The sequence below is a fragment of the Brevundimonas sp. NPDC090276 genome (assembly GCF_044772165.1).
Lineage (GTDB): Bacteria > Pseudomonadota > Alphaproteobacteria > Caulobacterales > Caulobacteraceae > Brevundimonas.
This window is the reverse complement of sequence record NZ_JBIVYK010000001.1, coordinates 460,106-477,641: the sequence shown is the minus strand read 5'-3', so window position 1 is coordinate 477,641 and position 17,536 is coordinate 460,106. Positions and strand designations below refer to the sequence as shown.

General features: G+C 67.1%; 21 protein-coding genes. 7 read left to right on the top strand and 14 right to left on the bottom strand.

Features of this window, described 5'->3' with window-relative positions; translation table 11 throughout:
* The first annotated feature begins 123 nt into the window (after nucleotides 1-123).
* On the top strand, nucleotides 124-336 hold the full coding sequence (locus ACIQTU_RS02260; protein WP_400541699.1) for a hypothetical protein: 213 nt from the start codon (nucleotides 124-126) through the stop codon (nucleotides 334-336).
* A gap of 157 nt (nucleotides 337-493) precedes the next feature.
* Here the strand turns inward: ACIQTU_RS02260 and argF are convergent, their stop codons facing one another.
* From argF to ACIQTU_RS02240, 4 genes are all read right to left on the bottom strand, one after another.
* The gene (gene argF, locus ACIQTU_RS02255; protein ID WP_400541696.1) at nucleotides 494-1,411 is read right to left on the bottom strand and encodes an ornithine carbamoyltransferase; all 918 of its coding nucleotides are present in this window, start codon (nucleotides 1,409-1,411) and stop codon (nucleotides 494-496) included.
* A 42-nt stretch (nucleotides 1,412-1,453) separates the two neighbouring features.
* Nucleotides 1,454-2,629, bottom strand: coding sequence for an aspartate aminotransferase family protein (locus ACIQTU_RS02250; protein ID WP_400543736.1), 1,176 nt, complete (start codon nucleotides 2,627-2,629; stop codon nucleotides 1,454-1,456).
* 130 nt (nucleotides 2,630-2,759) lie between these two features.
* Nucleotides 2,760-3,656 carry a M20/M25/M40 family metallo-hydrolase gene (locus ACIQTU_RS02245; RefSeq protein WP_400541693.1) on the bottom strand — a complete coding sequence of 299 codons (897 nt, stop codon included), beginning with the start codon at nucleotides 3,654-3,656 and terminating at the stop codon, nucleotides 2,760-2,762.
* A 48-nt stretch (nucleotides 3,657-3,704) separates the two neighbouring features.
* A complete protein-coding gene (locus ACIQTU_RS02240; protein WP_400541690.1) occupies nucleotides 3,705-4,529 on the bottom strand; it encodes an ABC transporter permease in 825 nt (274 codons plus the stop codon).
* Between the two features lie 231 nt (nucleotides 4,530-4,760).
* Between ACIQTU_RS02240 and ACIQTU_RS02235 the strand changes: the two genes are divergently transcribed.
* On the top strand, nucleotides 4,761-5,306 hold the full coding sequence (locus ACIQTU_RS02235) for a GcrA family cell cycle regulator (RefSeq protein WP_400541687.1): 546 nt from the start codon (nucleotides 4,761-4,763) through the stop codon (nucleotides 5,304-5,306).
* A gap of 251 nt (nucleotides 5,307-5,557) precedes the next feature.
* Here the strand turns inward: ACIQTU_RS02235 and apaG are convergent, their stop codons facing one another.
* Entirely contained in the window at nucleotides 5,558-5,965 is a 408-nt protein-coding gene (gene apaG, locus ACIQTU_RS02230; protein ID WP_400541684.1) for a Co2+/Mg2+ efflux protein ApaG, read from the bottom strand.
* A gap of 104 nt (nucleotides 5,966-6,069) precedes the next feature.
* Between apaG and ACIQTU_RS02225 the strand changes: the two genes are divergently transcribed.
* The gene (locus ACIQTU_RS02225) at nucleotides 6,070-7,104 is read left to right on the top strand and encodes a 2'-deoxycytidine 5'-triphosphate deaminase (RefSeq protein WP_400541681.1); all 1,035 of its coding nucleotides are present in this window, start codon (nucleotides 6,070-6,072) and stop codon (nucleotides 7,102-7,104) included.
* A gap of 49 nt (nucleotides 7,105-7,153) precedes the next feature.
* Here ACIQTU_RS02225 and ACIQTU_RS02220 read toward each other — a convergent pair whose 3' ends face one another.
* Nucleotides 7,154-8,407, bottom strand: coding sequence for an MFS transporter (locus ACIQTU_RS02220; RefSeq protein WP_400543733.1), 1,254 nt, complete (start codon nucleotides 8,405-8,407; stop codon nucleotides 7,154-7,156).
* A 47-nt stretch (nucleotides 8,408-8,454) separates the two neighbouring features.
* Entirely contained in the window at nucleotides 8,455-8,931 is a 477-nt protein-coding gene (locus ACIQTU_RS02215) for a cupin domain-containing protein (protein ID WP_400541678.1), read from the bottom strand.
* A 49-nt stretch (nucleotides 8,932-8,980) separates the two neighbouring features.
* Here ACIQTU_RS02215 and dapE point away from each other — a divergent pair, with 49 nt between their 5' ends.
* Both dapE and ACIQTU_RS02205 read left to right on the top strand, forming a co-directional pair.
* Entirely contained in the window at nucleotides 8,981-10,174 is a 1,194-nt protein-coding gene (gene dapE / locus ACIQTU_RS02210; RefSeq protein ID WP_400541675.1) for a succinyl-diaminopimelate desuccinylase, read from the top strand.
* Nucleotides 10,175-10,261: 87 nt separating this feature from the next.
* On the top strand, nucleotides 10,262-10,642 hold the full coding sequence (locus ACIQTU_RS02205) for a cupin domain-containing protein (protein WP_400541672.1): 381 nt from the start codon (nucleotides 10,262-10,264) through the stop codon (nucleotides 10,640-10,642).
* On the opposite strand, the gene ACIQTU_RS02200 is transcribed toward ACIQTU_RS02205, so the two are convergent.
* Genes ACIQTU_RS02200 through ACIQTU_RS02190 form a run of 3 tightly spaced genes read right to left on the bottom strand, consistent with a single transcriptional unit; the run spans nucleotide 10,639 to nucleotide 11,363 of the window.
* Nucleotides 10,639-10,848 (bottom strand): hypothetical protein, encoded by a 210-nt coding sequence (locus ACIQTU_RS02200; protein WP_400541670.1) that lies wholly within the window; start codon nucleotides 10,846-10,848, stop codon nucleotides 10,639-10,641. The two genes, ACIQTU_RS02205 and ACIQTU_RS02200, sit on opposite strands and share 4 nt — an antisense overlap.
* Entirely contained in the window at nucleotides 10,848-11,189 is a 342-nt protein-coding gene (locus ACIQTU_RS02195) for a RidA family protein (RefSeq protein WP_400541667.1), read from the bottom strand. Before ACIQTU_RS02195 ends, ACIQTU_RS02200 begins: the two co-directional genes overlap by 1 nt.
* A gap of 30 nt (nucleotides 11,190-11,219) precedes the next feature.
* Nucleotides 11,220-11,363, bottom strand: a complete 144-nt coding sequence (locus tag ACIQTU_RS02190) for a hypothetical protein (protein WP_400541664.1) — start codon at nucleotides 11,361-11,363, stop codon at nucleotides 11,220-11,222.
* A 154-nt stretch (nucleotides 11,364-11,517) separates the two neighbouring features.
* Here ACIQTU_RS02190 and ACIQTU_RS02185 point away from each other — a divergent pair, with 154 nt between their 5' ends.
* Both ACIQTU_RS02185 and ACIQTU_RS02180 read left to right on the top strand, forming a co-directional pair.
* The gene (locus tag ACIQTU_RS02185; protein ID WP_400541661.1) at nucleotides 11,518-11,892 is read left to right on the top strand and encodes a hypothetical protein; all 375 of its coding nucleotides are present in this window, start codon (nucleotides 11,518-11,520) and stop codon (nucleotides 11,890-11,892) included.
* 28 nt (nucleotides 11,893-11,920) lie between these two features.
* Nucleotides 11,921-12,352 (top strand): SRPBCC family protein, encoded by a 432-nt coding sequence (locus tag ACIQTU_RS02180; protein ID WP_400541658.1) that lies wholly within the window; start codon nucleotides 11,921-11,923, stop codon nucleotides 12,350-12,352.
* 14 nt (nucleotides 12,353-12,366) lie between these two features.
* On the opposite strand, the gene ACIQTU_RS02175 is transcribed toward ACIQTU_RS02180, so the two are convergent.
* From ACIQTU_RS02175 to ACIQTU_RS02160, 4 genes are read right to left on the bottom strand one after another with little or no spacing between them, the layout of a single operon-like run.
* Nucleotides 12,367-13,356 carry a type II secretion system F family protein gene (locus ACIQTU_RS02175; protein ID WP_400541655.1) on the bottom strand — a complete coding sequence of 330 codons (990 nt, stop codon included), beginning with the start codon at nucleotides 13,354-13,356 and terminating at the stop codon, nucleotides 12,367-12,369.
* A 13-nt stretch (nucleotides 13,357-13,369) separates the two neighbouring features.
* Nucleotides 13,370-14,350 (bottom strand): type II secretion system F family protein, encoded by a 981-nt coding sequence (locus tag ACIQTU_RS02170; protein ID WP_400541652.1) that lies wholly within the window; start codon nucleotides 14,348-14,350, stop codon nucleotides 13,370-13,372.
* Between the two features lie 6 nt (nucleotides 14,351-14,356).
* Entirely contained in the window at nucleotides 14,357-15,928 is a 1,572-nt protein-coding gene (locus tag ACIQTU_RS02165; RefSeq protein ID WP_400541649.1) for a CpaF family protein, read from the bottom strand.
* 3 nt (nucleotides 15,929-15,931) lie between these two features.
* Entirely contained in the window at nucleotides 15,932-17,536 is a 1,605-nt protein-coding gene (locus ACIQTU_RS02160; protein ID WP_400541646.1) for a CpaE family protein, read from the bottom strand.

Genomic DNA, 17,536 nt, shown 5'->3' with positions numbered 1-17,536 from the left:
CCGGCAACGCTTGACCGCGATTCAGCGCTTGTCACGCCGACATGGTTAACGCCCCGTTTAGATTCACCTTCTTACGAACCTCTGTCTTGCGAAGCGGCGCGGCAGGCGCCACCTGCCCTCGCCATGAGCCCTTCGCTGACCCTGACCCTGCTGGCCGCATCAAGCGCCGTCGCCGTCTTCTCCGGCTGGCGCGGGGCGCGTCCGCCGGACCTGTCGAAGGGCCCCCGCATGATGCCGTGGCGGTTCATCATGCTGCTGGCGGGCGCGTTGACCTTCCTGCTGCTGATCCACCTCGCCTCGGTGCTGGGCGGACGCACCTTCCCAACGCCCTACTGAGGCGTGGCAGAGTGGAGGTCTGGCGATGACTGAAACAGCCCCCTCCACTGCTATGCGGCCTTCAAGCAGCGCAAAGCGCGTTAGGGGCCCTTAAAGCCCTCAAGCAGCCTCACCCAACGGGCGAGGCGTTAGGGCCCCTTCTTAAACAGAGGCGACTTCAGTCGCCGCCGAAACACCAGGCCAGCACCGCCTTCTGGGCGTGGATGCGGTTCTCGGCCTCGTCCCAGATCAGCGAGCGCGGACCGTCGATGACTTCGTCCGTCACCTCTTCGCCGCGGTGCGCCGGCAGGCAGTGCAGGAAGACGGCGTCGTCGTTGGCCAGGCCCATCAGGGCCTCGTCGACCGTATAGGGCTCAAACGCCGCCAGACGGGCCTCATAGTCCTGATCGCCCATCGACACCCAGGTGTCGGTGACGACGACATCGGCGCCGACCACGGCCTCGCGCGGGTCGCTGGTCAGATGGACGTGGGCGCCGCCCTTCTCCAGATCACGCAGGTCGGGGTGGTATTCCGCCGGGCAGGCCACGTTCAGGCGGAAGCCGAACTTGGGCGCCGCGTGCATGAAGCTGTGGCAGACATTGTTGCCGTCGCCGACCCAGGCGACCGTCTTGCCCCGCACCGGGCCCAGATGCTCCTCGATCGTCAGCAGGTCTGCCAGGATCTGACAAGGGTGGCTGCGGTCGGTCAGGCCGTTGACCACCGGCACGGTCGAAACGCGGGCGAAGCGCTCGACGTCCTCGTGGTCGTTGGCGCGGATCATCACGGCGTCGACCATGCGCGACAGGACCTTGGCCGTATCCTCGACCGGCTCGCCGCGCCCCAGTTGCATGTCGGCGGCGGTGGCGATGATCCCCGAACCGCCCAGCTGACGAATGGCCGCGTCGAAGCTGAAGCGGGTGCGCGTCGAGTTCTTCTCGAAGATCATGGCCAGGACGCGGTCCTGACCCGGCGCATCGGCGTCGGGACGCCCCTTGGGCCAGCCCTTGCGCGCCTGCTTGCGGGCGTGGGCGTCGTCCAGGATGGCGCGCAGGTCGGCGGCGTCGAGCCGGTGAATATCGAGGAAGTGACGGACCATCTCAGGTCTCCGTAGTCAGAAGCGTCAGTCGGGCCGGGGCGATCAGGCCTCCAGCTTCGTCCGGGCGAACTCGCAGGCGATTTCAAACTTCTCGACGGCCTCGCGGGCCTCTTCGAGCGTGATGTTCAGCGGCGGCAGGATGCGGACCAGGTTGTCGCCGCCGCCGGCGACCAGCAGCCTGGCCTCGTCGCGGGCCCAGCCCATGAATTCACGGTTGTTGGGGACCAGCTTGACGCCGACCAGCAGGCCCTTGCCGCGCACCTCGACGATCACGTCGGGGAAGCGCTCGGCCAGGCCGTGAAGCTGCTGCTTCAGATAGCCAGAGACCTCGTTGACGTTGGCGATGACAGCGTCCGACGACACCTCGGCGAAGGCGGCCTGGCCGACAGCCATGGCCAGGGGGTTGCCGCCGAAGGTCGAGCCGTGGGCGCCGACCGTCATGCCCTTGGCCGCTTCGGCCGTCGACAGGCAGGCCCCGATGGGGAAGCCGCCACCCAGAGCCTTGGCGATGGCCATGATGTCCGGGGTCATGCCGGCCCATTCGTGGGCCCACAGCTTGCCGGTCCGGCCCATGCCGCACTGGACCTCGTCAAAGATGATCAGGACGCCGTACTGGTCGGCCATCTCGCGCATCCAGCGCAGGTCCTCTTCCGGCGTGGCGCGGCAGCCGCCCTCGCCCTGCACCGGCTCCAGGATGATCGCCGCCGTGGTCGGGTTCTCGAAGGCGGCGGTCAGGGCCTCCTTGTCGCCCCAGGTCAGCTGATGGAAGCCTTCCATCTTGGGCCCGAAGCCCTCGGTGTAGCTGGGGTTGGCGGCGGCGTTGATCGCGCCATAGGTGCGGCCGTGGAAGGAGCCGTCGAAACCGTAGATGTCGATGCGTTCCGGCTGGCCGTTGGCCGAGTGGAACTTGCGCGCCGTCTTCAGCGCGCACTCGACAGCTTCCGTGCCCGAGTTGGTGAAGAAGACCACGTCGGCGAACGACTTGGCGCACAGGGCGTCAGCCAGGGCGTCCTGGCCCGGAATCTTGAAGATGTTGGAGACGTGCCACAGCTTCTCGGCCTGATCCTTGACCGCCTGCACCAGCTTCGGGTGCGCATGGCCCAGAGCGTTGGTCGAGATGCCCGAGACGCAGTCCAGATACTCGGTCCCGTCGGTGGACCACAGGCGGACGCCCTGGCCGCGCTCCACTTCCAGCGGCGCGCGATTATAGACACCCATCAGATGACCGGACACAGGCAGACTCCATAAAGAGCGACGGTCCCGCAACCTTGGCTGCGGGACCGCTTTGAAAAAGGCGACGAACTTGTCGGGCGCTATTTGCGCTTAGTCAACACCGCGCCGACCGCAGTCAGCGCAGTTGTGCGTCCAGCTTCTGGATCAGGGCGGCGTAGGTGGCGCCGGCGAGCGCAATGGTCGCGCCCTCGACGGCCTCGACGGCGTCGTCGCTGGTGTGGATGACGCGGAAGACCTTGGGCGTAAAGCCCTCTGCCAGACCCTTGTCCTCGCCGCCGTTGAAGGCCAGCCACATCTGGTGGGCGCCGATTTCGTCCTGGAAGCCCAGCGACACCACCGGCGCGCCCGCCGCCGAGAAGGCGCGGTCGTCCGAGGGTGGATAGACAGGGAAGCCGACGCACTGCAAGGCGCGCTCGGCGCACACTTCCTGCGCAGCGCGAGTGACGAAGGCCGACTGCGCCCCGTTGTTCTGGCCGTACATCATGGTGTCGCCATAGGCGGCGACGTCAGAGTTCACCACGGCGGCGACATTGGCGATCCCGTGCGCCTCGATCCACTTCTTCGCGCCGACCAGGCCCAACTCTTCCTGGTCGAAGAAGATGACGCGGACGCGGTGCGACAGCGGCTTGTCCTTAAGGATCTTGGCGGCCTCGATCAGGGCCACCACCGAGCCGGCGTTGTCGACCACGCCCTGGGACATGGTCCCGTCGCGCAGCTTCACCGCGTCATAGTGGGCGGTCAGCAGGATTTCCTTCTCACCCTCGCCGATGGTGACGACGACGTTCGAGCCCTGCATCGGCCCGGCGCGGCCGCCGCCCTCGAAGGTCTCGACGGTCGGGTTGAAGCCCGCGGCGCGCAACTGGGCCACGAGGACGTTCATCCGCTCAGAATTTGACGGCTGGACGTAGGCGGCGACCTGGGCCTTCAGGGCTTCCGCGTCCTGAGCGGCAGCCGGCGTGGACAGAAGCGCGGCGACAGCAACAGCCGACGCCAGAACGGAACGAAACAGCATGGAAACCTCCCTGCCCCTCCCCAGGGGCGTTCGGTCCTGCGTAACGGCTCAGCTCTTCAGGCGCCAGCCTGAACGAAACACCAGCCAGCAGGCCGCGCCCATCAGCACCGTCAGCACGGCGCTCATGACCACGCCGATCATCAGATTCCCTTCGGCATGGCCGATGAAGCCCGCCCGGAAGCCATCGATCAGATAGAAAAAGGGATTGAAGCGGCTGATGCTGGCGAACGGCTCAGGCAGGCTGTCGATCAGGTAGAAGGTGCCCGACAGGAAGGTCATCGGCATGACGACGAAGTTCTGCACCGCCGACAGGTGGTCGAACTTCTCGGACCACAGACCCGCCAGCACGCCCGTCATCCCCATCAACAGCGAGGCGATCAGGCCGAACCAGACGATCAGCGCCACATTGGCCACGCCCAGCTTGGCGAACGGCAGGACGCACAGGGCCGTCACCAGACCGACCGCCACCCCGCGCGTCGCGGCGCCCAGGGTGAAGCCTATGGTCAGCTCCAGCGGGCTGAGCGGCGGGGTCAGGAAGTCGGTGGCCGTGCCCATGATCTTGGCCTGGATCAGGCTGGACGAGGCGTTGGCGAAGGCGTTCTGCAGGATGGCCATCATGATCAGGCCCGGCGCCACGAACTCGGCGAAGGGGGTGCCGTGCAACGGTGGCCGCGCCCCCTTCAGCGCCACCACGAACACCATCATGTAGAGCAGGGTCGTCACCACCGGCGCCGCCACGGTCTGGGCGCCCACCTTCCAGAAACGGCGCACCTCGCGCAGGTAAAGGGTGCGCAGGCCCACCCAGTTGATCCCGTCATAACGACGCGGTTGAGGCAGGCCGGAAGGGGCGGTGGAGGCGAGATCGGTCTTCATAGGCGCCCAGATGCGCCCGCTAAGCTGGTTTCGCAAGGCGCCCGGCGTTCGACGAAGGGACGCAAAACTGATTCAAAACGGGACGTTAACCACACTACATCTGGTTTCTGTGGACAGCTGAATTGCCACATCTTGCGTGTTTTAAGTGCTGCTTTACGATTAGTAGCAGGTCGAGACGGGGAAATTCGTCGGCGACCCAAGATATTGAATCCGATCCCCGGGAGGGTGGCCATGACCGCAGCAAGCTGGACTGAAGACCGCGTCGGCGCGTTGAAGAAGCTCTGGCTGGAAGGCCAGTCGGCCAGCCAGATCGCCAAGACCCTGGGCGGCGGCGTGACCCGCAACGCCGTGATCGGCAAGGTGCACCGCCTGGGCCTGTCGGGCCGCGCAGCGCCGTCGCAACCGGCCCGCACCACCTTCCCCCGCGCCGCAACCCGTCCGCGCCCGGCGGCTCCGGCCGCTCCGGTCCAGGCTCCCTCGGCCCCGCGCCGCATCGAGGCCGCCGCGCCGCGTCCGGTCATGGTCGCCCAGCCGGTCGCCCCGACTCCCGCCCCGGAACTGCCGGGCACGGCCACGGTGCTGACCCTCGGCGCCCACATGTGCAAATGGCCGATCGGCGACCCGTCGTCGCGCGAGTTCAGCTTCTGCGGTCGCCGCGCCTCGGAAGGCGTCTATTGCGGCGAGCACGCCCGCGTCGCCTACCAACCCCAGATCCGCAAGGGCGCGTCCAAGGACGGCGCCAGCGAACTGGCCCGCAGCCTGCGGCGCTATATCTAAGACCTAAGGGCGCTATCGCTCGCCGCGCGGCGGCTCGCTTGAGCGCGCGCGAAGCGCCAGGCCGCGTCGGGGCGAAAAGGCGGAGCCTTTTGACCGCGGCTCGCAAAGAAACTGATTTCGTCCGGCTTTCCGGATAAAATCAGGGGGCTGCGGTTCATCCGGGTTGACGCAGCCCTATCGCCCTCGCCCTTCAGGCGAGGGTTTTTTGTTGGCCTTGGCGCGCTTCGCGCGGCTTGAGGCCGCGCCGCTGCCTAGTTCAACACCCGCCGCGCATCCGGCACGTCCAGGCTGAAGGCCGGGATGGCCGCCTCGAACATCCGCCCGTCGACGTCGGTCATGTAGTAGGCCCCGACCATCGAGCCCGAAGGCGCGCTCAGCGGACAGCCCGAGGCGTAGGAATAGCTGTCGCCCGCCTCGATCACCGGCTGCTCGCCGACCACGCCCTGACCGCGCACTTCTTCCACGTGGCCATAGGCGTCGGTGATGGTCCAGCGCCGCGCCACCAGTTGCACCGGCGATCCGGTCAGGTTGACGATCTCGATCTGATAGGCCCAGACCCAGCGCCCGCCGTCGGGGTCAGACTGCGCCGCCAGATAGGAGGGGCGGACGCGGACGACGACGCCTTCGGTTTCGGCGGTATAGGCAGGAGGCGCGTGCATAGGCTATATGCAGTCCGCCGACCCCGGGGTTCAACCCGTCTGTCGCATCGGATGTCGCATTCCGAAGCGAGACAGATGGAAAAAACCGTGTGAGACAGGACGGCATGAGCATCTTCGAGATTCCCGCCCAGCCCGGCATTCTGCCCTTCCAGGGCATCGAGACCCTGATCGCGACCGGCGCGATCAAGTCCGACACCCCCTTCGATCAGGATCAGGTGCAGCCCGCGAGCCTGGACCTGCGCCTGTCGAACCAGGCCTGGCGCGTGCGCGCCTCCTTCCTGCCCGGCCAGCGCAAGGTCGAGGACCGCATCAACGACGTGGAGATGCACGCCATCGACCTGTCGGGCGGCGTGGTGCTGGAAAAGGGCTGCGTCTATATCGCCCGGCTGCAGGAACGCCTCAGCCTGCCGCGCGGCCTGAACGCCCGCGCCAACCCCAAGAGCTCGACCGGACGCGTGGACGTCTTCGTCCGCTTGCTGACCGACAAGGGCGGCAGCTTCGACGACGTGGACGAGGGCTATGACGGCCCCCTCTATCTCGAGATCGCGCCCCAGACCTTCTCCATCCTGGTCAAGCCGGGCACCCGTCTGAACCAGTTGCGCCTCAAGGCCGGCGAGCCGCCCAAGCTCGAGACCCGCAGCGTCGGCGTCGACCTGCGAGCGGGCGAGCAGGGCGTTGTCGGCTTCCGCGGCCGCCGCCACGCCGGGGTCGTCAATATGGACCACATCGACGGCCATGACCCGCGCGACTTCTGGGAGCCGCTGACGCTCCGCCGCGGCGAACTGCTGCTGGATCCGGGCGAGTTCTACATCCTGGCCTCATCGGACGACGTGGAAATCCCGGTCGATCAGGCTGCTGAGATGACTCCGATCGACCCCTCGGTCGGCGAATTCCGCGTCCACTACGCTGGCTTCTTCGACCCGGGCTTCGGCACAGACGAGGCCCACGGCGCCGGCTCCAAGGGCGTGCTGGAGGTTCGCACCCACGACACCCCCTTCCTGCTGGAACACGGCCAGATCGTCGCCCGACTGGTCTATGAGCCGCTGACGGAACGCCCCACCCGCCTCTATGGCGAAGGCGGCAGCCACTATCAGAGCCAGGGCCTGAAGCTGTCGAAACACTTCCGCCCCTGGGGCTGAGAAATGAAAAGCCCCGCGATCTGATCGCGGGGCTTTTTACTGGCACCGATCAGGTCAGCCGGTTCGCCTTCCTCAGGCTGGGGAAGACCTTGGCCCAAATCCCCGTCGCGGCCAGCGCTCCGACGCCCCCAAACACCGCCGCCCCCACGGGGCCGAGCAAGCGCACCATGACCCCCGAATAGGCCTCGCCCAGTTCATTCGACGCGCCGATGAACAGCATGGACACCGACGACACCCGCCCGCGCATATGATCGGGCGTGGCCAGCTGGATCAGGGTCTGGCGGATATTGACGCTGATCATGTCCGCCCCGCCGCCGATGAAGAGGGCCAGGGCGCTCAGCCAGACCCAGTGCGACAGGCCGAAGGTCAGGGTGGACAGGCCGAACACCGCCACCGCCGCAAACATCCAGCGCCCGCCATGCTTCACGATGGGGAAGCGGCTCAGATAGAGGGCCACCAGCAGGGCCCCTACCCCGAACGAGGCCCGCAACAGGCCGAAGCCCTGCGGCCCGACGTGCAGGATGTCGCGCGCGAAAATCGGCGTCAGCAGGGCGACCCCCGCCAGCAGCACCACCACCAGATCCAGCGAGATGGCGCCCAGAACGATCTTGGTCTTCCAGACATAGGACAGGCCCTCCTTGACCAGCTCCAGCGGCCCGACACCCGTCTCGACGAATTTCGGCTTACCCGAGGTGCGGATCAGCAGGAAGCAGCCGATGGCGACCAGGAACAACGCCATGGCTGAGGCGTAGGCCCAGGGCACCGCGAAGCCGACGATGACGCCGCCGAGCGCCGGCCCCGCAATCGCCCCGGTCTGGAAGGCGATGGACTGGGCCGCGATGGCCGGCGGCAGAGCCTTGCGTCCCACCACCATGGGCAGGAAGGCCTGACTGGCCGGGGCGAGGAAGGCGCGCGCCGCGCCAAAGACGGCGGCCACGGCCAGCAGCCCCCACAGCGGCGGCGCCCCGTGCAGGGCCATGGCGAGGAAGGCCAGGGCGCACAGGCTCTCGACCACGATGGACAGGGTCACGGTGTGCTTGCGGTCGCGCCGGTCGGCCATGGCCCCGGCGGGCAGGGTGAAGGCCAGCAGCGGCAGGAACTGACACAGGCCCACCAGCCCCAGATAGAGGCTGGCCTCGGCGATCGGATGGTCGCGCCGGGCGATCTCATAGACCTGCCACAAGAGGGCCGACGACTGGATCTGGATGCCCAGAACCGCCGCCACGCGGCCCAGCCACAGCAGACGAAAATCGCGAATGGCCCAGGGACTGGACGGCCCGCCATCGTGCGATTCAGGCGGCAAGGGCGGCTGGGGCGGAACCGTCGGGGCGGTGTCGATACTGTCTGTGGTCACGTTCTTCGGGGCGTCTTCGGATAGGGGGTTCCGTCGCGATGGAAATAGCGGTCGGCGCCCTTGGGGAGGATCATGTCGATGTCGGGATAGTCGCAGGCGTCTTCCGCGGGGCGGCGCGAGCCGACCTCCAGCAGGACCGCCTCACGGTCGCTGCGGTTCTCGATCTTGTGGCCATTGGCGACGCCCGCCTTGAAGCCGGCGCAGTCGCCGGGACGCAGCACCGTCTCGCCGTCCTCCTCGACCAGAACCACCTCGCCCTCAACCACCCAGACGAACTCGTCCTCGGCCGTGTGCCAGTGGCGCTGGCTGGACCAGGCCCCGGCGGGCAGACGCAACAGGTTGACCCCGAACTGGTCCAGACCGGCCGGATCGCCCAACCGCCAGCGTCGGCGCGGCTTGCAGGGCGCGGCGAAATCTTCGGGATATCCGGTGCCATGACCGGTGGGCGCAGTTTCGATGTCGATCTTCGGCACGGTTTCGGGCCTTCTCGCGGGTGCGGGATATGCCTAAAGCATAGAGCCCATGAGCGCCGCATCACATTCCGTCATTGATCCTGTCGAACTGACCCGCGACCTGATCCGCATTCCCTCTGTCACCCCCGCCGACGAAGGGGCCATGGACGTACTGGAACGCGCCCTGAGCGGCCTGGGCTTCACCTGCCGCCGCATGGTGTTCGAGGGCCCGACCGGCGTGGGTCACGACGCCCGCATCGAGAACCTCTACGCCCGACGCGGCGCGGCCTCGCCCAACCTCTGCTTCGCCGGCCACACCGACGTCGTGCCGACCGGGGACCTCGCCGCCTGGACCGCCGCCCCCTTCGAGGGCGAGACGCGCGACGGCATCCTCTATGGCCGCGGCGCCGTGGACATGAAGGGCGGCATCGCCGCCTGGGTCGCCGCCGTCTCGCGCGTTCTGTCGGAAGGCGACGTCCCCGGCTCGCTCTCCTTCCTGATCACCGGCGACGAGGAAGGCCCGGCCCTGCACGGCACCAAACGGGTGGTCGAGGCCCTGATGGCCGAAGGCGAGGTCATCGACGCCTGCGTGGTCGGCGAGCCCTCTTCGGCCCACCACCTCGGCGACATGATCAAGGTCGGACGGCGCGGCTCGCTCAACACCTGGATCACCGTCCACGGCAAGCAGGGCCACGTCGCCTATCCCGACCGCGCCGCCAACCCTGCCCCGGTCATCGCAAAACTTCTGGCCCGCCTCGACGCCCACGTTCTGGATGAGGGATACCCGGAGTTCCCGCCTTCCAACCTCGAGATCACCACCATCGACGTGGGCAATCCGGCGACCAACATCATCCCGGCCGAAGCCAAGGCGCGCCTCAACATCCGCTTCAATCCCACGCACACCGGCGACGGCCTGATCGACTGGCTGAACCGCGAGGCGGGCGCCCTGCAGGCCGAGACCGGCCTGCGCATCGAACTGGAGCACATGTGCTCGGGTGAGGCCTTCCTGACCGAGCCGGGCGTCTTCGTCAGCGCGGTGCAGGACGCGGTGGAGGCGACGCTGGGCCGCCGCCCCGAGGCCTCGACCACCGGCGGCACCTCGGACGCCCGCTTCATCCGCGCCCTGTGCCCGGTGCTGGAGCTGGGTCTGGTCGGCCAGACCATGCACCAGATCGACGAGCGCGTGCCCGAGGCCGAACTGCGCGCCCTGACCGACGCCTATCAGGCGGTCATCACGACCGTGTTTGCGCGGCTGGCCGACTGACGGGGAACGTCGAGGAAGCGCTGGCCGTTTAAGGGGGCGCCGAGGTCACGCACCAAGGCCCCCCGTAGCGAGCGTCAGGAGGACGCCATGGCCGACAGTGAAATCAAGGTCGCGAAATTCGAAACCCGCTCTCACGACAGCCCCGATGAACTGCGCACCCCCGACAAGACCCGTGTCGAGGTCGTGCGCCTGTCCGACGCCACGCTGGGCCGGTTCAGCTTCGAACCCGGCTGGAAATGGTCCGAATGCATCAAGCCCGTGGTCAAGACCGACAGCTGCCAGTTGGCGCACATTGGTCATGTCGTGTCCGGGCATCTGACCGTCCGCATGGACGACGGCACGCAGAAGACCCTCAGCCCGGGCACATCCTACGCCATCCCCCCCGGCCATGACGCCTGGGTGGAAGGCGACGAAGGCTTCGTCGGCATCGAGGTCCTGAGCGCCGGTCAGTACGCCAAGCCGACCTAGGCTTCGCCCGCCGCCTCCAGCCGCGCGATGCGGCGATCCATGTCGGCGACCTGATCCTTCAGACGCTGCTTTTCCGAGGCCATGTCGACCGGCGTGCCGTCCTCATAAGTCAGTTGCGCGCCCTTCTCGATCAGGTCGAGACGGAATAGGGCGGTGACGCGGGTCGCCTTGAACCGCTCCAGTTCGCTCGCCTTGTCGAGGGCCATCAGACCGCGGCCACGACGATGATCTCGACCAGGTATTCGGGCGAGGCCAGCTTGCCTTCGCTGGTGGCGCGGGCCGGCGGATTGGCCTTGTCGACCCAGGCGTCCCAGACGGCGTTCATGGCGTCGAAGTCGGCGATGTCAGCCAGCCAGATGGTGGCCATCAGGATCTTCGACTTGTCGGTGCCGGCCTGGGCCAGCAGGGCGTCGATCTCGGCCAGGGTGGTTTTGGTCTGGGCCGTGACGTCGTCGCCCGGCTCGCCGACCTGACCGGCCAGATAGACAGTGTTGCCGTGGATAACGGCCTCGCTCATGCGGGCGCCGGGCTGGATGCGGGTGATCATGGGGAGGCCTCCTGAAATCGAGCCTCCGGCTTACCCCAGCAGCAGGTCCATCACCAGCAGGGCGGCGATGAAGACCGCCGCGAAGGCGATGCAGAAGAAGACCGCGTCCCTCAGGCGGTTGCGCGCGGGGCGAACCGGGGCGGCGGACGGCAGATTGATCGGCAGGCGCGACATTGGCGGACCCTCGTCAGGAACAGCGAGGATGCGCCTTGATGCTTACCCCTTGATAAACAGAAACAATCAGTTTTTTCGGTGCGGTTTATGAAGTTCCTGTGGCGCAGCCGAACGCCGCTTGTGTCAGGCGTCGCGAACACCGATCTTCTGGCGCATGAGCAAGACGCCCAAACCCTTCAAGGTGTCGAAGACCCGCTGGAACGAGGTGGTTCTGGTGTGCCGCAAATGCTCGAAGAAGCTGGATGGCGGCTTTGGTCCCGACGGCGACAAGACGTTGAAGAAGGCGCTACGGCGCTACCTGCACGCAGGCAAGGGCCGCAAGGCGGACCTCGCGGTCGTCGGCGCCGACTGTTTCGACGTCTGCCCCAGGAACGCCGTGGTGGCGGTCAACACGCGCCGGCCCGAAGAACTTCTGATCGTCCCCGCCGGGGCCGACCTGTTCGAGGTCAAGGCGCGGCTGGGTCTGGACGACGGACGCCGCCTCAAGCCGGCTCTGCCGAAACCCGATCCGGTCGAGACGACTTCCTAAAGTCGAAAAGCCGTGTCAGAGGCAGATCATGGACACGACCCGTATCGAGAAGCGTATCGGCGTGCGCGCGCCGTCGGACCGCATCTGGGAGATCCTGTCGGATCTCGAGAACTGGCATAGCTGGAATCCCTATGAGACCGGCGTGACCGGCGCCCTGGCCTTCGGCGCGGGCATCAGCCTGACCGAGGCCCTGCCCGGCATGGCGGAACGCCAGGTTCAGGCCCGCCTCGGCGACTGGCAGCCCTACGCCCAGCTGGTCTGGGCCGAGAAGCGGGGCTTCATGTTCAACGCCATCCGCTACTACGAGATCGAGGAGTTGGAGCGCGGCAACTGCATCGTCTCCAACGGCGTGATCTTCTCAGGCCTGCGCGGCGAGCTGTTCCACGACAAGCACCGCAAGACGATCCGCAGCGCCTATGAGGACATCAGCGAGGCCCTGAGGCGCGCCGCCGAGGGCTGATCGCGGGTCTGCGCTCAGCCGCCGCCGTTCTTCATCATGTCCTGGATATTGATCAGCGCCGGGCCCAGGATGACCACGAACAGCACCGGCAGGAAAAACAGGATCATCGGCACGGTCAGTTGCGCGGGCAGGGCCGAAGCCTTCTTCTCGGCCGCAGACAGACGCAGGTCGCGGTTTTCCTTGGCCATCACCCGTAGCGCCGAACCCAGCGGCGTGCCGTAGGTCTCGGCCTGGGTCATGGCCGTCGCCACCGCCTTGATGCCGGGATGATTGGTCCGCCTGGCCATGCCGTCATAGGCCATGCGGCGCTCGGGCAGATAGCTCAGTTCAGCGGACAGCAGCGACAGTTCCTCGGCCAGTTCGATCGACTGGCTGCCGATCTCCTGACTGACCTTCTGGATCGCCGCCTCGATCGACATGCCGGATTCGACGCAGATCAGCAGCAGGTCCAGCGAATCCGGGAAGGCCGCAACGATCGATTGGCGTCGTTGGGCGATGCGGTTGGAGACATAGATGTTGGGCGCATAGAAGCCTGCGGCGACGGCCGCGCCGCAGATCGCCAAAATCATGGTCGGAGGCTGACCGAAATCATTGATGACCAGCAGGTAGAAGGACACGATCCCGCCGAGGACAAAGGGCATGGCGAAGCGGAAGAAGTAGAAGGTGTTCAGCGGTTTTGGCCCGCGCCACCCCGCCTGGATCATATTTTCCGCGACCTTGGGGTCTTCCAGCAGCTTGCTGAGGTTCAGCCGCTCGACCACGCGCTTCTTGAAGCTCTCGTCGCTGTGACGCAGGCTGGGTCCGGCCGCGCCGCCGCTCATGGCCTGACGCGACTTGCGGCGCAATTCCTCGCGGCGTTCGGCCACGGCCTGCATCCGCTTGCCCAGGGTCGCCCCGCCCGTAAAGGAGCTGAGCGTCGTCAGAACCGCTGCGAAGACGGCGATGCCGACCCCTATGCTGAGCAGGTTCTGGCCGTCGGTGATGAAGTGCATGAAGCCGTTCATGACGCCCTCCGCCTCAGAACTTGAACGAGATCATGCGCTTCATCGTGAAGACGCCAAGAGCCATCCAGATCGCCGAACCCAGCAGCATGACCTGGCCGCGCATGTCGGTGAACAAAAGCAGCATGTAACCTGGGCTGGAAAGGCTCACCAGGACCATCACCAGCGGCGGCAGGGAGGCGATGATGCCCGCCGAGGCCACGGCCTCGGAGGATAGAGCCTTGATCTTCTCGCCCATCAGCCGCCGGGCCCGAAGCACCGTCGTCAGATTGCTCAGAGCCTCGGCCAGATTGCCGCCGCTCTTCTGCTGGATGGCGATGACGATGGCGAAGAAGTTCAGTTCGGGCGTCGGCATGCGCTCGTACATCTTCTCCAGCGCCTGGCTCAGCGACAGGCCCACGCCCATGCTTTCAACCAGCCGCTGGAACTCGCCGGCCAAAGGCTCCGGGCTCTCGCGGGCGATGATCTTGAAGCAGTCATGGACCGGCAGACCCGTCTTGATGCCCCGCACCAGAATGTCGACGGCGTCGGCGAAGGCGAGAGAGAACTTCTTCATCCGCTTCTTGCCCAGGAAGCCGACGATCCAGCGCGGCAGGCCCAGACCCATGGCCAGACCGATGCCCAACGCCAGGAGGATGTGCACCCCAGCCACCAGTGCGATCAGGAAACCGACGACGCCGACGATGACGCTGATGATGATGAAGGTCCGCAGGCTCATCGACAGACCAGCCTGCTTCAGCTTGGCCGCTACGGTCATGCGCGCCTTGCGCTCGCGTCGTTCGACGTCCTGAAGCTGTGCCAGGATCTGCTTGCGGCGCGCCTCGGGCGTATTGGCGGCCGCCGCAGCCGTCCGTTTGGCCGCCTTGGCGTCGCGCGCGCCGCCCATGGCCTTGGCGCGCTTGACGGCCTGGGCCGTATCATCGTCGCCGCTGACCAGAACCCAGCCGACGCCGCCAATGGTGATGAAGGCCAGAAGGGCCGCGAGAATGGGAAGCATCAGGCCCTACTCCGCCGCGTCCAGGGCTTCGGCCAGTTCGCGCTCCAGCCCGTAATAACGGGCGCGGTCCCAGAAGCGGGGACGGGCGATGCCGGTCGAACGGTGGCGGCCGGTGATCTTGCCGTGAGCGTCCTCACCGGTGATCTCGTAGACGAACAGGTCCTGGGTCACGATGACGTCGCCTTCCAGCCCGACCACCTCGGTGATGTGGGTGATGCGGCGCGAGCCGTCGCGCAGACGCGCGGCCTGGATGATGACGTCGACCGAGCCGACGATCATCTCGCGGATGGTCTTGGACGGCAGGCCGTAGCCGCCCATGGTGATCATCGACTCCATCCGGCTGATGGCTTCGCGCGGGGAGTTGGCGTGCAGGGTGCCCATCGAGCCGTCGTGACCGGTGTTCATCGCCTGCAGCAGGTCGAAGGCCTCAGGCCCCCGAACTTCGCCGACGATGATGCGTTCAGGGCGCATCCGCAGACAGTTCTTCACCAGATCCCGCATGGTGATCTGGCCCTGGCCTTCGAGGTTGGGCGGACGGGTTTCCAGACGCACCACGTGCGGCTGCTGCAGCTGAAGTTCGGCCGCGTCCTCGCAGGTGATGACGCGCTCGGTCGGGTCGATGAAGGCTGTCAGGGTGTTGAGCAAGGTCGTCTTGCCCGAGCCCGTGCCGCCCGAGATGACCAGGTTGCATCGCGCCGCGCCGATGACGCCCAGGACGCGTGCGCCCTCGGGACTGATGGAGGCGTACTCCACCAGATTCTTCATCGTCAGCTTGTCTTTCTTGAACTTACGGATCGTCAGCGTCGGACCGTCGATCGCCAAGGGCGGGGCGATGACGTTGACGCGCGACCCGTCCGGCAGGCGGGCGTCGCAGATCGGGCTGGATTCATCGACCCGGCGGCCGACCTGGCTCACGATCCGCTGGCAGATGTTCATCAGCTGGGTGTTGTCGCGGAAACGGACGTTGGTCAGTTGCACCTTGCCGCTGACTTCGATGAAGACGCGCCCGGCGCCGTTGACCATGATGTCGGCGATGTCGTCGCGCGCCAGCAACGGCTCCAGCGGACCATAGCCCAGGACATCGTTGACGATGTCCTGAACCAGATGCTCCTGCTCGGCGACCGACATGGAGACATTCTTGATCGCCACCAGTTCAGCGACGATGTCGCGGATTTCCTCGGCCGCCGCCTTCTGGTCCAGCTGGGCCAGTTGCGACAGGTCGATGGTGTTCATCAACGCGTTGAAGATGGTGGTCTTCGTGGCGTGATAATAGTCGGACTGCTCGCGGACGATCTCGGCGACCGCCTGGGCCTTCTTCAGCTGTTCCAGACCGGCGGTGGCGCGCGGTCCCTTGGCCGGTCCGCCCGGCGTCGGCGCCGGGGCCTCGACACGCGGTCGCGCGGCCAGGGCGTCCAGTCGGTCGCCCGCCTCCAGCGAGGGTGCGGCGGGCGCAGGGGCTTCCAGTTCCTCAACGGAAAAGGCGTCGACGGCGTCCAGCGGGCGCGCCTCCGGCGGCGGCGCCGGGGCGAGGCGGGGCGCGACGGCGACCCCGGGCTGGGCTGAACGCTTACCGAACATGGCCTAGCGCTTCTTGCTGAACAGGGAGGCGAACAGGGAGCCGCCCTTGGCAGCCCCGCTCTTGGCCGCCCCGCCCTCGCCCGCCTTGCCGCGCGCAGGCGCGACGGTCGGCAATTCGCGCTGCGACACGATCTGAGCCAGAGTCTGGAAGGCCTCGGCGGCCTTGGTCTTGGCTCCGGCCTCGACGATCATCTGGCCGTTATTGGCGGCCGAGCCGAAGACCTTGGCGTCGAACGGGATGACCAGGCTGGGGTGGATGCCGAGCGCGGCCCCAAAGTCCTTGGTCGGGATTTCGGGACGGCCCGGCACCCCGACCTGGTTCAGCACCAGACGCGGCGGGGCGTCGTTGGGACGGCCCTGCTTGATCAGGTCGATCATGTTCTTGGCGTTGCGCAAGGAGGCCAGGTCCGGCGTCGCCACGATCACCACCTCGTCCGCCGAGATCAGCGTCTTGCGCATCCAGCCCGACCACAGGTGCGGCAGGTCCAGCACCACGAAGGGGGCGGTCGAACGGATACGGCTGGTCACCTCCTCAAAGGCGTCCGGCTGGATGTCCCAGTCGCCGTCCAGGGTGGCGGGCGCCGCAAACAGGCTCAGCTTGTCGGTGCAGCGGACCATCATCCGGTCCAGCAGGGTGGCGTCCAGACGGTCCGGCTGGCTCAGGGCGTCGGCGACGCCGCCCAGCGGGTCCTGGTTGAAGTCCAGCCCCGCCGTGCCGAACGGCAGGTCGTAGTCGACGATGACGGTGTTGACGCCGATCCGCTCGCTCATGGCGTAGGCGGTGTTGTGGGCCACGGCCGAGGCCCCGGCCCCGCCGCGGGCGCCGACGAAGGCGATCGAACGGCCGATGAAGGGCTGGGCCGGGTCAGCAAACAGGCCGCCGATGGCCGAGATCAGTTGCAGCGGCTGAACCGGCGCCACCAGATACTCGCTAACCCCGCGCCGCATCAGCTCGCGGAACAGCAGGATGTCGTTGGTCGCGCCGATGACCACCACCTTGGTGCCCGCGTCGCAGACCTCGGCCAGTTGGTCGATCTCCCACAGCAGGGTCTGCGGGTCCTTCAGGCACTCGACCACGATCAGCGGCGGGGTCGGTTCAGCCTGATAGGCCTCGATCGCCGCCGCCACGCCGCCGACGCGGATCTGGGTGGTGGCGCGCGACATGCGCCGGTCCTGTCCGGCGCGCTCGGCGGCGGCCAGGGTGTCTTGACGCTCGGCGAAGACATGGACCGCGATGCGCGGTATCGACACCTCGACCGTGGCCCCCGCCCCGACCGGCACGCCAGCGGCCTCCGCCAAGGCCGGCACATAGGGCTCGGCCGGCGTCGGAACCTCGAGCGGCGCGACAGGCGTCGTCGCGACCAGGGGCGCCACGGCCGCAGCCGCCGCTTCGGTCGCATCCACCAGACGCCCGACGGGATTATAGGGCTCGCCTTCCGCCTCGATCCATGCGTCCGGCGTTTCGTCGAGCGGGATCGCGACGGGTGCGGCGACAGCGTTCAGGTTCGGCTGGACATCCGGCGACCGGGGCGCGGCGTTGAGGAACTCATCGTCCAGATCGAAACCGTCCAAGGCGTCGAAATCCTGAGCAGCATGGGATTGGGTCAT

Bases quoted from the DNA above. Each gene is read 5' to 3' on its own strand.
- ACIQTU_RS02185 (WP_400541661.1), top strand. From the start codon at position 11,518: ATGAGCAAGACGCCCAAACCCTTCAAGGTGTCGAAGACCCGCTGGAAC.
- ACIQTU_RS02170 (WP_400541652.1), bottom strand. From the start codon at position 14,350: ATGCTTCCCATTCTCGCGGCCCTTCTGGCCTTCATCACCATTGGCGGC.
- ACIQTU_RS02190 (WP_400541664.1), bottom strand. From the start codon at position 11,363: ATGTCGCGCCTGCCGATCAATCTGCCGTCCGCCGCCCCGGTTCGCCCC.
- ACIQTU_RS02180 (WP_400541658.1), top strand. From the start codon at position 11,921: ATGGACACGACCCGTATCGAGAAGCGTATCGGCGTGCGCGCGCCGTCG.
- ACIQTU_RS02200 (WP_400541670.1), bottom strand. From the start codon at position 10,848: ATGGCCCTCGACAAGGCGAGCGAACTGGAGCGGTTCAAGGCGACCCGC.
- ACIQTU_RS02195 (WP_400541667.1), bottom strand. From the start codon at position 11,189: ATGATCACCCGCATCCAGCCCGGCGCCCGCATGAGCGAGGCCGTTATC.
- ACIQTU_RS02235 (WP_400541687.1), top strand. From the start codon at position 4,761: ATGACCGCAGCAAGCTGGACTGAAGACCGCGTCGGCGCGTTGAAGAAG.
- ACIQTU_RS02245 (WP_400541693.1), bottom strand. From the start codon at position 3,656: ATGCTGTTTCGTTCCGTTCTGGCGTCGGCTGTTGCTGTCGCCGCGCTT.
- dapE (WP_400541675.1), top strand. From the start codon at position 8,981: ATGAGCGCCGCATCACATTCCGTCATTGATCCTGTCGAACTGACCCGC.
- ACIQTU_RS02250 (WP_400543736.1), bottom strand. From the start codon at position 2,629: ATGGGTGTCTATAATCGCGCGCCGCTGGAAGTGGAGCGCGGCCAGGGC.
- ACIQTU_RS02175 (WP_400541655.1), bottom strand. From the start codon at position 13,356: ATGAACGGCTTCATGCACTTCATCACCGACGGCCAGAACCTGCTCAGC.
- ACIQTU_RS02240 (WP_400541690.1), bottom strand. From the start codon at position 4,529: ATGAAGACCGATCTCGCCTCCACCGCCCCTTCCGGCCTGCCTCAACCG.
- ACIQTU_RS02205 (WP_400541672.1), top strand. From the start codon at position 10,262: ATGGCCGACAGTGAAATCAAGGTCGCGAAATTCGAAACCCGCTCTCAC.
- ACIQTU_RS02225 (WP_400541681.1), top strand. From the start codon at position 6,070: ATGAGCATCTTCGAGATTCCCGCCCAGCCCGGCATTCTGCCCTTCCAG.
- ACIQTU_RS02260 (WP_400541699.1), top strand. From the start codon at position 124: ATGAGCCCTTCGCTGACCCTGACCCTGCTGGCCGCATCAAGCGCCGTC.
- apaG (WP_400541684.1), bottom strand. From the start codon at position 5,965: ATGCACGCGCCTCCTGCCTATACCGCCGAAACCGAAGGCGTCGTCGTC.
- argF (WP_400541696.1), bottom strand. From the start codon at position 1,411: ATGGTCCGTCACTTCCTCGATATTCACCGGCTCGACGCCGCCGACCTG.
- ACIQTU_RS02165 (WP_400541649.1), bottom strand. From the start codon at position 15,928: ATGTTCGGTAAGCGTTCAGCCCAGCCCGGGGTCGCCGTCGCGCCCCGC.
- ACIQTU_RS02160 (WP_400541646.1), bottom strand. From the start codon at position 17,536: ATGACCCAATCCCATGCTGCTCAGGATTTCGACGCCTTGGACGGTTTC.